14 protein-coding genes are annotated in these 13,642 nt (G+C 45.1%); 1 reads left to right on the forward strand and 13 read right to left on the reverse strand.

Features of this window, described 5'->3' with window-relative positions; genetic code table 11:
• Positions 1 to 82: 82 nt before the first annotated feature.
• The 8 genes from ACFQ0C_RS38200 to ACFQ0C_RS38235 form a co-directional block, all read right to left on the reverse strand.
• Complete coding sequence (locus ACFQ0C_RS38200; protein WP_379375063.1) at positions 83 to 1,456, reverse strand: class I SAM-dependent rRNA methyltransferase; 1,374 nt, start codon at positions 1,454 to 1,456, stop codon at positions 83 to 85.
• Between the two features lie 211 nt (positions 1,457 to 1,667).
• Complete coding sequence (gene deoC, locus ACFQ0C_RS38205; RefSeq protein ID WP_379375065.1) at positions 1,668 to 2,369, reverse strand: deoxyribose-phosphate aldolase; 702 nt, start codon at positions 2,367 to 2,369, stop codon at positions 1,668 to 1,670.
• Positions 2,370 to 2,798 carry an NUDIX hydrolase gene (locus ACFQ0C_RS38210; RefSeq protein ID WP_258213044.1) on the reverse strand — a complete coding sequence of 143 codons (429 nt, stop codon included), beginning with the start codon at positions 2,796 to 2,798 and terminating at the stop codon, positions 2,370 to 2,372.
• A gap of 75 nt (positions 2,799 to 2,873) precedes the next feature.
• The gene (gene mtaB, locus ACFQ0C_RS38215) at positions 2,874 to 4,220 is read right to left on the reverse strand and encodes a tRNA (N(6)-L-threonylcarbamoyladenosine(37)-C(2))-methylthiotransferase MtaB (protein ID WP_379375068.1); all 1,347 of its coding nucleotides are present in this window, start codon (positions 4,218 to 4,220) and stop codon (positions 2,874 to 2,876) included.
• 5 nt (positions 4,221 to 4,225) lie between these two features.
• Entirely contained in the window at positions 4,226 to 5,071 is an 846-nt protein-coding gene (locus ACFQ0C_RS38220) for a 16S rRNA (uracil(1498)-N(3))-methyltransferase (protein WP_379375070.1), read from the reverse strand.
• A 131-nt stretch (positions 5,072 to 5,202) separates the two neighbouring features.
• Positions 5,203 to 5,886 carry a site-2 protease family protein gene (locus ACFQ0C_RS38225; protein ID WP_258213047.1) on the reverse strand — a complete coding sequence of 228 codons (684 nt, stop codon included), beginning with the start codon at positions 5,884 to 5,886 and terminating at the stop codon, positions 5,203 to 5,205.
• Positions 5,887 to 5,895: 9 nt separating this feature from the next.
• On the reverse strand, positions 5,896 to 6,885 hold the full coding sequence (gene prmA / locus ACFQ0C_RS38230; RefSeq protein WP_379375072.1) for a 50S ribosomal protein L11 methyltransferase: 990 nt from the start codon (positions 6,883 to 6,885) through the stop codon (positions 5,896 to 5,898).
• 292 nt (positions 6,886 to 7,177) lie between these two features.
• Positions 7,178 to 8,224: a hypothetical protein gene (locus tag ACFQ0C_RS38235; protein WP_379375074.1), complete on the reverse strand. Its 1,047-nt coding sequence runs from the start codon at positions 8,222 to 8,224 to the stop codon at positions 7,178 to 7,180.
• A 405-nt stretch (positions 8,225 to 8,629) separates the two neighbouring features.
• Here ACFQ0C_RS38235 and ACFQ0C_RS38240 point away from each other — a divergent pair, with 405 nt between their 5' ends.
• Positions 8,630 to 8,764 carry a hypothetical protein gene (locus ACFQ0C_RS38240; RefSeq protein WP_379375076.1) on the forward strand — a complete coding sequence of 45 codons (135 nt, stop codon included), beginning with the start codon at positions 8,630 to 8,632 and terminating at the stop codon, positions 8,762 to 8,764.
• A gap of 338 nt (positions 8,765 to 9,102) precedes the next feature.
• Here ACFQ0C_RS38240 and ACFQ0C_RS38245 read toward each other — a convergent pair whose 3' ends face one another.
• The 5 genes from ACFQ0C_RS38245 to grpE form a co-directional block, all read right to left on the reverse strand.
• Positions 9,103 to 9,498 (reverse strand): hypothetical protein, encoded by a 396-nt coding sequence (locus tag ACFQ0C_RS38245; RefSeq protein WP_379375078.1) that lies wholly within the window; start codon positions 9,496 to 9,498, stop codon positions 9,103 to 9,105.
• 35 nt (positions 9,499 to 9,533) lie between these two features.
• Positions 9,534 to 9,728: a YfhD family protein gene (locus tag ACFQ0C_RS38250; RefSeq protein ID WP_379375080.1), complete on the reverse strand. Its 195-nt coding sequence runs from the start codon at positions 9,726 to 9,728 to the stop codon at positions 9,534 to 9,536.
• 86 nt (positions 9,729 to 9,814) lie between these two features.
• Positions 9,815 to 10,939: a molecular chaperone DnaJ gene (gene dnaJ / locus ACFQ0C_RS38255; protein ID WP_258213052.1), complete on the reverse strand. Its 1,125-nt coding sequence runs from the start codon at positions 10,937 to 10,939 to the stop codon at positions 9,815 to 9,817.
• A gap of 146 nt (positions 10,940 to 11,085) precedes the next feature.
• Complete coding sequence (dnaK, locus tag ACFQ0C_RS38260) at positions 11,086 to 12,930, reverse strand: molecular chaperone DnaK (RefSeq protein WP_379375083.1); 1,845 nt, start codon at positions 12,928 to 12,930, stop codon at positions 11,086 to 11,088.
• Positions 12,931 to 13,038: 108 nt separating this feature from the next.
• Positions 13,039 to 13,626, reverse strand: a complete 588-nt coding sequence (gene grpE / locus ACFQ0C_RS38265; protein ID WP_379375085.1) for a nucleotide exchange factor GrpE — start codon at positions 13,624 to 13,626, stop codon at positions 13,039 to 13,041.
• Between the last annotated feature and the right edge of the window lie 16 nt (positions 13,627 to 13,642).

The raw sequence follows: 13,642 nt of genomic DNA on the forward strand, positions 1-13,642 counted from the left end.
CATTGACCGCGGATTGGAAGCTTGTTTGGATGAATTTGAGGCTTATGCTGTTCGCACTATCCTTTGGGAAATCTCCGAAGCATTACTTACTGCGCACTTCAAATATAGCAAATTTCAAGTAATGGCCTTCGTCCACACCCAAAATTCGCGGATGATCCTTGCCTGCCCCTCGAAACTCAATGAGCCGCAAAATTTTCTTCGCATCCGCCGCCGCCGCATGAATCGTCTCAAGAAATAAATCCGGCCTCATATGATAGGAACAGCTGGCCGTAACCAAATAGCCGCCTTCATTAACCAGCTTCATCCCTTGAAGATTAATATCCTTGTAGCCTCTGCATGCCCCTTCGACCGCGCTCTTTGTTTTTGCAAACGCAGGCGGATCCAATATGACTACATCCCAGGTTCGACTTTTAGAATCCAGAGGTTTCGATGTGTCGACTTTTTTAACATCAGCCATACTTCTTTCCTGACGCTGATCGAGCCCCTTCACCTGCTGGCGCAAATATTCAAAAGCATCGGCAACAACGAACTCTACACGATCCTCGAAGCCGTTAAGCTTAACATTGGTCCGTGCACTTTCCACTGCATGCTCCGAGATGTCAAGGCAGGTCACCTTCTTCGCACCATACTTGCATGCATTCAATGTGAAGCTGCCGGTATGAGAAAAGCATTCCAGCACAGTAGCGCCATCCCATAAAGGAAATGTAACCTTTTTGCCATTAGCATTTACTGGAACCTTAACGGTTCCGCCAGAACCATCCTCGGCCGGCAGCTCTTGCAGCTCGATGCCGCTTCGTTTTCCCCAGCCTGTCATTAATGGGGCAATAGCGGCACGATTTTCTCTTTGGTCAAAGAAATAGCCCGTCTTTTGGCCTTCCATAATATCGATTTCCAGCAGAAGACCATTTTCGGTAATCTGTACATGACGCGGACATTCACCATACAGAAGCCCTTTACGCAGCTCCAAGCCTTCCAGCTCACGTACGCTCACATCACTGCGCTCATAAATCCCTTTGGGTTGCACAACCTCAACCAGAGCCGAAACGATAGCACCCCTCACCCGTTCCATTCCGAGGGTCAGCACCTGCACAACAAGTACATCTTCAAACCGGTCTACGATTAATCCTGGCAAAAAATCCGCTTCCCCATATACCAGTCGGTACGAAAGAGCGCCCGGCACAAACCGCTCCCTCTGTTCCATGCAGCGAATAAAACGCTCCACAAAAAAAGCGTGCGTCATCTCCTCAATCGGTTCATAAGCAACAATACGCACCGTGATTTGTGATAAAGGATTCCAATAACCGGTTGCAAGATACTGTCCCAGATGGGACTGTACAGCTACCAATTGTCCTGGAACGGGCTCTCCCTCAGTGCGCTCCAGCTCGGATTTGTAAATCCAGGGATGTCCGGCTTCCAGTCGTTTCTTTCTCTTTTTATCTAAATAAACTGCGGGCACATTCTGTTCCCCATCTCTAATATGTTTTCCTACCCTCCCAAACCCTCCCTAGAAGGGAGGGCCCCAAGGGCTACGCCCTCTGGACACCCGAAAGTTTGGAGGGGGCATTCAGTAGCCACTCCCTTGTTACTGAAGTGAACTATCGCTTTCGTCCCTTTGGGACACGCTTTATGGTTGTTTTCCTTACATCTGAAGTTCAATATACCGTAAACTAGTACGAACTATTGTCTTTAAGACCATTCACAATAGCAACACCTGAGCTGGTACCAAGACGTGTTGCACCGGCTTCAATCATCTTCAGAGCGGTTTCTAGATCACGCACTCCACCGGAGGCTTTAACGCCGATCGAAGCAGATACATTACCGCGCATTAAACGAATATCTTCGATAGTTGCACCGCCTGGACCAAAGCCCGTTGAGGTCTTCACATAATGAGCGCCAGCCTCCTCGGACAACCGGCAAGCAGCGATTTTCTGCTCTTCATTTAAGAAACCCGTTTCAAAAATTACTTTAACTATAGCCTGTCCTTGAACTGCTTGAACGACTGCCCGGATATCTTCACGAACTGCGTCATAATTCCCTTCCATCAGCTGTCCAACCTGCAGCACCATGTCAATTTCATCAGCACCGGCTTCAGCCGCTTTAGCAGCTTCAAACGCCTTGACCGCGCTGTCATTGGCACCCAAAGGAAAACCGCAAACAACACTGATCTTGACCTCGCTGCCTGTTAGAGCTTTCTTGCAGAATGGCACCCATACTCCATTAACGCACACGCTGTAGAATCCGTATTTTACCGCCTCATCACACAGCTTCAGAACAGCCTGTTCATTGGAATCAGCTTTAAGTAAAGTGTGATCTATATAAGCTGGAATTTGTTTAGGGTCGATGGACAACCCTTTTTGAGCTTCGCTCATTCAATTCACCTCATATCCTAAGGAATGTAATGCCTTTTTCATAACCGAATCGTTATTCCCATACCCGGAATGCTTCTGCTGATACCAGGCATTCATAGGATCAAGCCATTCCACACCCCGAATTTCTTCAACCTGCGCCTGCAGTTCGCCACTCTTCGCTTCCACTAAAAAGTAATGAACCTCTTTATCAACCAGGCCAACCCCAGTTAAAGTAAATTGATAGGTAATAACTTCAAGCGGTTTCGTAATTGTTCCTACAATACCTGTTTCTTCTAAAATTTCCCGCAGCGCGGTCTGCTCCACCGTTTCCCCAGGTTCCATTTTACCTTTGGGAAGTGTAATTTTGCCGTAACGGTCTTGAATCATTTGAATTTTCAATTCATTTTGTTTTTTTCGATATACGACACCGCCTGCGGAAATTTCTCTCATACCAACCACCCTTTCCTTTAGGAGAAAGAATAAGGACTTCATCCACTTAATTCGGAATGAAATCCTTGCTAGTCACTACACATTCACTGCTTGGGCATGAGATAAATCCAGAGTACGCACCAATTGGCCGCGGCTCTCGTTAACGCCCGCCTCCAAAACTTTTACCTTGCATACACTGCCTACCCAATCTTCACTGCCTTCAAAAACAACCTGTAAATAATTATCTGAATACCCCATTATCAGACCGCTTTCCGGCTCGCCTTTATGGGCGCGTTCCGGTATTACCTCAAGCACCTGACCAACATATTTCTGTGCATATGCCAGCTGCATACGTTCGGATAAGTCGATCAGCTCATGAACGCGAGCATTTTTCAATTCCTCGTCAACCTGATCCTCCATTCGAGCCGCAGGAGTGCCTGTCCGCTTGGAATAAGGGAACACATGCATTTCAGAGAATTGCATTTGCTTCATAAACTCGTACCCGTTGCGGAACATTTCCTCAGTTTCACCCGGGAATCCGACAATTACGTCGGTAGTTATCGCGACACCTGGCATAATCTTATGAATTTGCTCAATTTTGCTTGCAAACTCAGCCGTCGTATATTTACGGCGCATTCTTGCCAATACGCGGTCATCGCCGGCTTGAAGCGGGATGTGTAAATGTCGGCACATTTTATCCGAGTTTTTAAGAACATCCAGCACTTCCTCGGTAATTTGACTCGCTTCAATTGAGCTGATTCGGATTCGCTTCAAGCCTTCAACTTTATCCAAATCCCACAGCAGCTTAGCCAAGCTGTAATTTTCTATGTCCTCACCGTAGCCACCGGTGTGAATCCCTGTCAACACGATTTCCTGGTATCCCGCTTCAACCAGCATCTGAGCTTGTTTAATAACGCTAACCGGTTCACGGCTGCGCATCAAGCCACGGGACCAAGGAATAATACAGAAGGTACAAAAATTGTTGCAGCCCTCCTGAATTTTTAAAAATGCTCGTGTACGGTCTGCAAAATCAGGAACATCCAATTCTTCGAACTGGCGGGTTTTCATTATATTGCGGACTGCATTGATCGGCTGGCGCTCTTGATGCAGCTGTTGAACATAAGGAATGATTTTATCACGGTCCTGTGTCCCAATAACCAGATCGACTCCAGGGATCGCCAAAATTTCTGCAGGCGATGTTTGCGCGTAACAGCCAGTGACTGCGACAATCGCTTCCGGATTACGGCGTATCGCTCGGCGAATCATCTGGCGGCTCTTTTTATCTCCTGTATTGGTTACGGTACATGTATTAATGACATAAATGTCAGCTGTCGATTCAAAATCGACCTGCTCATAGCCTTCATGCTTGAACAGCTGCCAAATAGCTTCCGTATCGTAAAAATTCACTTTGCAACCTAATGTATGAAATGCTACTGAAGCCATTGTTATTATCCTCCCATCTCTCCGGATTCGTACAAAATACAGGTTAGTCCCACCATTGCGGCTGTCTCCGTCCGCAAAATTCGCCGCCCTAGGCTGATTGACCTGCATCCTGCCGCCTCTGCGGCTTCGATCTCCTGCTCGCTGAAGCCCCCTTCGGGACCAACAATCAGCATCAGCTTAAGCGATGACCTCTCGCTCCCAGCTTGCGTCAGAGTAGAGACAGGCATGGATATGCCATCAATCGATTTCAACCCGGAATCTATTGGAGCCAATCTATCCTTCATCGCGGATAAAGCGGCTTGAATCTCTTGGCGCAACTGTAAACCATCTTGCTTTTCATAACATATCCATGCTGCATCAACTTGTGCTGCACACTGGAGCAGTTGTTTCCACGATAGCGGAGCATCTACAGCAGGTATCTTGTTACGATGCGCTTGTTCAGCTGCCTCTTTGGCGATCTTCTGCCAGCGCTCCACACGTTTGCCTTCTTTTTTGGCATCAAGCTGTACTACGGTTCGTTCGGATACAAAAGGAATAAACCTTCCGGCACCGATTTCTGTCCCTTTTTGGATTACAAGCTCCATCTTGTCGCCTTTAGGCAGGCTCTGCGCAATCCAAACCTCGACAGCAGGCTCATGGTTCATTTCGAGATGCTCCACAATATCGGCAAGCACCTGCTCCTTACCCAATTCGTTAATTTGGACTATCGCTTCACGGTTCACACCATTGCTGACAATAATTTTCTCCCCGACTTTGGCCCGCATAACACGGATTAAATGGTGAGCATCATCCCCTGTAATCGTTACAGAGCTGTCGGCAAAAAGTTCAGGTGCAATAAAATAACGCTGCATGCTCTTCTCTACTTTCTGTCTAGCTTAAATGAACATCGTTTAATAAAATATCAACCTACATCATACTATGTTTTTTATGAAAAAGCTATCATTTACAGCATTCCCCAAGGTCTCTCCCAGCCATTCACCACTCACTTAAATGCGCCGAAAATGAGCCCCGCAGCCTGATTAAACGCACCTAGAATCGGCCATTGCAGCGCAAACACTGGACCAATGGTTACACTGCGAATCGGCGGGATGAAAACCATCAGCAATATCGCGAAAAAAAGCCACTGCTCATAAGCCTTAAGCTTCATTGCCATGGATCGCGGCAGCACATCCTCCAAAATACGGTAACCATCCAAAGGTGGGAATGGAATCAGATTGAGAATGAATAAAAAGATATTTTGGATAACCATAAGATTAAAAAATAATTTGATTGCTTTAATTCCACCCTCTGAAAATCCATCAAACACATGAAGCTGAAGCAATGAATAATAGATAATCAAACTGAGGAAAGCAAGCACCAGATTGCTGAGCGGTCCTGCTAAAGAGACGATAATTCCCATTACCCGGGGACTCTTGAATTTTGCACGATTTACCAACACGGGCTTAGCCCAGCCAATGCCGATGATTAGAAAAAAGATCATCCCCAGCCAATCAATGTGAACGCGGGGATTAAGCGTCAGACGCCCCATAGAACGGGGCGTCGGATCTCCAAAGCGGTCTGCAAAAAAAGCGTGTGAAAACTCATGTATAGCAAAAGAAATCAACAGAACAACGAAAACAAACGGCATTTCCTCTAAAGGAAAAGGAAGAAATGAGCTGAAATCCATAGTTTCCTCCTATAGTTTCCGGGCGATAATAACAACCCAATCTTGATCCTCATAGTGCTCGGCAATAGTAAACCCTACAGCCGTCAACCCTTTTTCCACATCGTCCTGCTTGCTCTTGATGACACCTGATACAACATAAGTTCCGCCTTGGGCCAGCACATCATAGACATCCTGTACGAACATCAGAATGATTTCGGCCAGTATGTTCGCTACGACTACCTGTACAGGAATTTTTACACCCAATGCAGAAACAGGAGCATCTGAGGAGCCTTCCAAAGTACTTTCCCGCAGTACCTGCAGCAAATCGCTTTGTTTTATCGTAATGTGACTTTCGAGTCCATTCAATCGACTATTCTCGTTGGCACTAGATACGGCCACAGGATCCAAGTCCAGCGCTAGAACATGCTTCGCTCCAAGCTTAGCCGCTGCTATGGCAAGCACACCGGAGCCAGTGCCTACATCAATCACATCATCGCCGCTTTGGACAACTTTCTCCAAAGTCCGCAAGCATAATGAGGTTGTTGCATGCGTTCCAGTACCAAAAGCCATTCCCGGATCCAATTCAATAATTAATTCCTCCGGTCCGGGGGTGTAGTCCTCCCATGTAGGCTTGATCGTTAAGCGTTCCGAAATGCGAATCGGCTTGAAATACTGTTTCCACGCATTAGCCCAATCCTCATCATCCACTTCCTTAAGCTCAAATTCAGGGCTGCCTGTATCGATATCGTACTCAGCCAGTTGAACAACGGACTGCTTCAATTCCTCCATCACTACTTCCATGTCAGTTCCTTCAGAAAAGTAGCCTTTTATAACCGCTCTTCCCTCTGGAATATCATTAAAAGGCAGTTCATACCATTGGCCTAACGAGGTGTCTCTCTTCTTGTTCAACGTACCGGATTCCTCAATAGAAACACCACCGGCACCTAACTCATGTATAAAATTCGAAATCATTTCAATTGCTTCCTCAGTTGTATGTACCGTCACTTCATGCCAGCGCACTTTTGTATCCTCCTTGGAGTTTTCATTAGAAAACCTGTATTTTAAGCTTAAGCTGAGTTATAACACCAGCAAAAACTGTCTCATATGCATATGCTGAGCTTCAGCTCATAAAATTGCACATGATTACCAGTATACTATACTTGACCGCACCGGTAAAATAGCTGACTTGGAAAGCTTCCAATAATACAGTTTACAAGCTCTATTTTTTAGATAGAAGTGGACAACAAAAATGGCCCCTGCAAAAGAGTTACCTTTGCAGGAGCCATTGGATATTGTTCAATACATAAAAAACCTAATTTAACGCATTTATTGCGGCTTGGATGTCAATACTGGCTTGATTCAACAGCTCTTCTTTCTCCTTATCGGAGATTAGTCCGTTAAGATAAGCCTCCTCGATATCTTTTCCCCACAACCCTTTCAGGTTAACCATTAACTCATAGGTGGAAATCCCGGAAATTTGAGATAGCTTCAAGCCGCTGCTAAGTGCTTCGTTAAGCTCGTTAGCATCATATTCTGCAGTGAATAAGGAAATATCCTGAATGATTGATTTTTCACGTTTTTTTAACAATGCTGCACCATCAAAATTCGATTGAACTTGCTGGACCGTTACAGTAATACCGCCAGGTGTTTCAATTCCTGTTCGGATTGCCTGCAATGCCTCTTCCTTGTATTTCGTAGCTTGCTCAGATGAAATAGTACCCTCCGCTTCAGCTTGCTCAAGCTGTTGATAGATCGGCTGCTGCAATCCCTTTACCAGCTGCGCTGAATCTAACCGGGTTGCCTGTACCAGCGTTGCACCATTCTGCAAACGATCCTGAACATCTATGTTGTCATCCTCGGATAATGTAATAGCAGCCGAATTGAGCGACGACATGCGACTTTGAAGAACCGCTTTAAAATCGAATGCCTTCAAATTGCCTCCCTTGTAACCCGGAATCGATAACACTTCCAACGTCTTACTTTTCATTTCTTTGCTTAAGCTATCCAATTCATCAACACTGGCGGCAAAATTATTTGCTGCATTGGCAACGGTTTGGTCAGCTAACTTGAACAGCTCACTGGATAAGTTCCCATTCAAACCTGAAGCTTGGCTTAATGTTTGTCCTGAGGCCAAAGCATCCAAAATATCACTCAAATCCTTGTTTGCAACCCCGGACGTATTAACAACCATCAATCTCATCCAGTCTGTTAATATTTTATTGCTATCCAAAGGAGCTTTGACAATGACAACTGCATCATCGTCATCTGCATATGCAGATGGCGTCAAAGCCATTGTTCCATTAAATAATAATGCTGCGGAAAGCATACCTACCATAAATTGTGTTTTTCTTCTTTTCATTGTTTTTCTCCATCCTGTCTCTATATGTATTTCATTTCGCACAGGAAATGTATGCTCACTTTATATTTCTCATACGAAATGTTTCTATACGAAATATATCATAGAGATTGTTTTTTGTGTGGGTCTTTTTTTTGAAATGTTTGAACATAATATGAACTTTTTGTAAAGAAAAAGAGGCTGTCCCAAAAGGGTATCAGTGAATGAATCAGTCCCAAAGGATGTACAAAAACACCTCCAAAACCACCATGTAAGCGGAAATGGAAGCGTCTTTTTTATAGGGAAATTCCCGTCAGAGTGGGGGTTCGAAAATCGAAAAATGAGTTCGGCCGCTTTTTGGATGTTACTTAAGTGATAGGGCGAGAAGCGATGTTCAAAGGGTGCTTTCAATCTAGAGGAGATCATGATTTGTCGGAGCCGCTGCGAAAGAAAATAGATGGAAATTGTCAGGCTAATCCAGCGTGGATACCGCCTGAAATCAATCTAACTGGAATAACTAACTCTAATATAGGTGAAATGGTCGATATCAGCCAAAATACGTAGAATTAGCAGGAGGAATTCCAGCTATAAGGCTTGGAACACTATTTTCGGAGTAACTAACTTGACATTTTCCTGATAACTTTGCACGTAGTGCGCCAAACTGCTATGCAATGCCGTAACCGAAACCCGAACCCGTTACCCGCGATGAGCACGCGCTGGAAAGCGACCTCATCTTATTCATTCTAAGAATACACAAGAATGTGCAAAAGAGCCTTCAACTATTAAAGTGGAATTGAGGGCTCTTTTGCTACCATCTATTCAGGATAAAATGGTGGAGGGGTTGTCTCAAAATGTCTTTTGGGACAGTCACTTAATAGGTATATGCAGCTGTTTTTCTTATTTCATACTTGTCCTCCAGCATCACGTATAACGCGCAGAGCTTGGTCATAGCTTCGATCGTCAACAACAACGGTAAGCAATGTATCCAAGCCGTTAATACCTCCATAATCCTCGATAGAGCCGTCCGATGCTCTTGGTGCGCTTAGACCACTTGCATCCGTATTAGCCGCAGCCAATATGCTTGAATCGATATCTAATCCTTCCGCCCCAAGATCCAAGTAAGCTAAACCAGGGAAATTTCCGCTAACCGGATTAATAGATTCACTTACTCCATCGCCAGAGAACTGTCCTATCTTATCAATAGACATATCAATCACCCTCAGAGCTTTTAGCTTAGGCATAACACTTTCTGCTTCAGCCGGTGAACGGAAATATGCCAGTATGCCTTTTTCAGTCATCCTAATACCTCTCTTCGTAACTAAGTGGAGTAACGCTATTCTTGTCTTGCGTCAGCTTCTTTAGCTCTTTCCACTGCTCTCAAATCATCCTCATCAGCAACTTCTGCATTGAAATCTACATCTTCATTTTTTCCGTCAGCCACATTTTGCTGTTTCAGTTGGAATTGTTGTTTTTCCTTATGTGTCATTGAAAAAATCCCTCGCTTTATATATCTTTTTAAACGCTCCACCTATTCTCCGCAATAAAGTAAAATCTATTCAACACAAAAAAAACACAGCAGACGAATAATCCTTCTGCTGTGTTTACGTATATAAATTAATCTCCAAGAAAAGCCTTTTTCATTCGTTCAAAAATAGATTGATTCTGCTCGTGGGTGTGCTCGCCGCTTTGACGTGCAAATTCCCGCAGCAACTCCTTTTGTTCTTCGTTCATAGTAGTTGGAGTAACAACGACGACTTTAACATGCTGATCGCCTTGACCATATCCCCGTAAGCGAGGCACCCCTTTGGATTTCAGTCGGAAATAAGTATCCGTCTGTGTACCCGCAGGAATTTTCAGCTTAATTTTTTCAGTTAAGGTTGGAATCTCGATCTCGTCACCCAATGCAGCTTGTGCGAAGGTAAGCGGGATTTCACAATAAATATCATCGCCTTCTCGTTCAAAGAAGTCATGGGCTTTAACTCGAATAACAACGTACAAATCACCGGAAGGACCGCCTTTAGTTCCTGCTTCTCCTTCACCAGTAACACGAAGCTGCGCCCCGTCATCAACACCTGCTGGAATATTCAAGTGTATGGTGCGCTGTTTTTTCACCTTACCAGTACCGTGGCATGTTCCGCATTTATCTTTAATCGTTACACCTTGACCACCGCAGCCTGAGCATACGCGGCGGTTAACAATCCGACCAAATGCCGTATTCTGCACCACTTCCTGCTGCCCGCTGCCATGACAAATCGAGCAGGTTTCCGGTTTCGTCCCAGGCTTCGCTCCATTGCCATGACAAGTATCACATGACTCGGTGCGTGGAATATGAATATCCGTTTCCTTGCCGAAAACCGCCTCTTTAAACTCAATGGTCATTGTATACTGAAGATCATTACCCCGCTGAGGTGCATTCGGATTGCGTCGTTGCCCGCCGCCTCCGCCGCCAAAAAACATATCGAACAAGTCGCCAAAGCCGCCGCCGAAATCAGCATTTCCGCCGCCACCCATGCCTTGGTTCGGGTCAACATGGCCAAATCGATCATACTGAGCTTTTTTCTGATCATCACTCAATACATCGTAGGCTTCCTTTGCTTCTTTGAACTTTGTTTCCGCATCAGCGGCCTTGTTCACATCCGGGTGGTACTGACGGGCCATTTGCCGGTATGCTTTCTTAAGATCGTCCTGCGATGCATTCTTGCTAACCCCAAGCACTTCGTAGTAATCGCGTTTACTCATTATCCCACTCCCATTCATAAGACCATAGAAAATCCCCCGCCATCCACAGAAATTCGCTCCGCATAATTTCTTAAGCAACAAAGGGAAAGTCAAAGCCGAAAAACGGCTTTGACCTTTCATTCAACCTATGCTTTTTTTGGCTCTTATTAGTTGTTTTTCTTCTCGTCAACAACTTCGAAGTCAGCGTCTACGACGTTATCTTTCTTCGCTGCGCCTTCCGGACCTGCTGCACCAGCTTCACCCGCTTGAGCTTGCTGCGCCGCTTGCTCATACAGCTTCACGGAAAGCTGCTGTACGATTTCGGTCAATGCCTCAGTAGATGCTTTAATTTCATCCAGGTTGTCGCCTTCAAGAGCTTTTTTCACTTTTTCTTTGGCTTCATTTGCCTTGTCGATTTCAGCTTGATCTACTTTGTCGCCAAGATCCTTGATCGTTTTATCAACAGAGTATACAAGTTGATCCGCGTTGTTGCGGGCTTCAACAAGCTCTTTACGCTTACGGTCTTCTTCCGCATTGGATTCAGCATCCTTCATCATGCGGTCGATTTCCTCATCGGACAAGCCGCTGGAGGAAGTGATCGTAATTTTATGGCTTTTGCCTGTTCCTTTATCCGTTGCATTAACATTAACAATACCATTGGAGTCAATGTCAAAAGTAACTTCAATTTGTGGAATACCGCGCGGTGCCGGAGGAATATCACCCAGCATGAAGCGGCCCAATGTTTTATTATCATTAGCCATAGCGCGCTCGCCTTGCAGAACATGGATTTCCACGCTTGGTTGGTTATCGGCATAGGTAGTGTAAACTTGGGATTTAGTTGTAGGAATAGTAGTGTTGCGGTCGATCATTTTAGTAAATACGCCACCCGCAGTTTCGATACCCAAGGATAACGGAGTTACATCAAGAAGTACAACGTCTTTCACATCACCCGTTAGTACGCCTGCTTGCACAGCTGCGCCCAAAGCAACAACTTCATCCGGATTTACACCTTTGTGAGGCTCTTTTCCGATAAGTTTCTTAACAGCTTCCTGTACAGCAGGAATCCGTGTGGAACCGCCGACAAGAACAACTTTATCGATTTGGTTAGGGGATAGCCCAGCATCACTCAAGGCTTGACGAGTAGGTCCCATCGTTCTTTCTACCAAAGCAGCTGTAATTTCATCAAATTTAGCACGAGTCAGGTTGATTTCCAAATGCTGAGGCACTCCATCAACCACAGTGATAAATGGCAAGGAAACGGTTGTAGTCAATACGCCGGAAAGCTCTTTCTTTGCTTTTTCCGCAGCATCCTTAAGACGTTGAACAGCTGCTTTATCTTTGCTTAGATCAATGCTGTGCTCTTTTTTGAATTCTGCTACCAAATAGTCGATAACAACTTGGTCAAAATCATCTCCACCCAAACGGTTGTCGCCGCTGGTTGCTTTTACTTCGAAAATACCTTCGCCAAGCTCAAGGATCGATACGTCAAATGTACCGCCGCCCAAGTCATATACAAGAATTGTATGGTCTTCGGATTTCTCCATACCATAAGCCAAAGCGGATGCTGTCGGCTCGTTGACAATACGAAGCACTTCAAGACCGGCAATTTTACCTGCATCCTTAGTTGCTTGACGTTGGCTGTCGTTGAAATAAGCAGGAACCGTAATTACGGCTTGTGTTACCGTAGTTCCCAAATAAGCTTCTGCATCGGCCTTCAGCTTTTGAAGGATGATAGCGGAAATCTCTTGAGGTGTATAGGTTGTACCCTCAATCGTTTCCTTATGGTTAGTACCCATATGGCGTTTGATCGAGATTACAGTACGATCCGGATTTGTAATAGCTTGACGTTTGGCCGTTTCGCCTACAACGCGTTCGCCATCCTTCTTGAAGCCTACAACAGAAGGTGTTGTACGATTGCCTTCCGCGTTTGGAATAACAACGGCCTCGCCGCCTTCCATAACAGCAACGCAGGAGTTGGTTGTTCCTAAGTCGATACCAATTACTTTACTCATGTCAGATAATCCTCCTTTAATTTTGAAGCCATATTCACTAATCTATGTGGAAGAACGAAAAATGTCTGATAATCCAAGTAAACAACTCGCTAATTAAGTCATAATTAATTAAGAGCTCACTTTTACCATCGCAGGGCGAAGAACTTTATCTTTCAATAAATAGCCCTTTTGTATTTCTTCTACTACAATACCCTCTTCATGCTCTTCGGACTCAACCTGCATAATGGCTTGGTGGAATTCCGGATTGAACGGTTGTCCTACGGATTCCATAGCTTGCAAGCCTTCGTTCGCAAGAGTTTGGTCCAATTGGCGGGAGATCATGTCTACACCTTTATGCAGCGCTTCATAATCCTTACCCTCTTGGCCTGCGTTCAAAGCGCGTTCCAAGTTGTCCAATACAGGTAAAAGCTGCTCAATAACTTTCATAGAAGCATATTTAGCAAACTCTTCCTTTTCCAGGCGGGTTCTTCTTCTAAAATTGTCAAAATCCGCTTGTGCCCGCAAATAACGTTGATAGTTCTCCTCAGATTCCTTGCGCAGCTGCTCAAGCTCCTGCTCGGAAGCTTGCTCTTGAGCGGCCTCTTCAGCTTCTGTGGACATGTCATTGGCATTTTCTACGTCACCGGGATATGTAGCATCCACATTTTGTTCGGTGTCCGCAGTAACTTCTGTCTGATTTTTTTGATTTGCACTCAATTTCTGTCACCTCCTT

Source organism: Paenibacillus sp. GCM10027630 (genome assembly GCF_042676305.1).
Taxonomy (GTDB): domain Bacteria; phylum Bacillota; class Bacilli; order Paenibacillales; family NBRC-103111; genus Paenibacillus_S.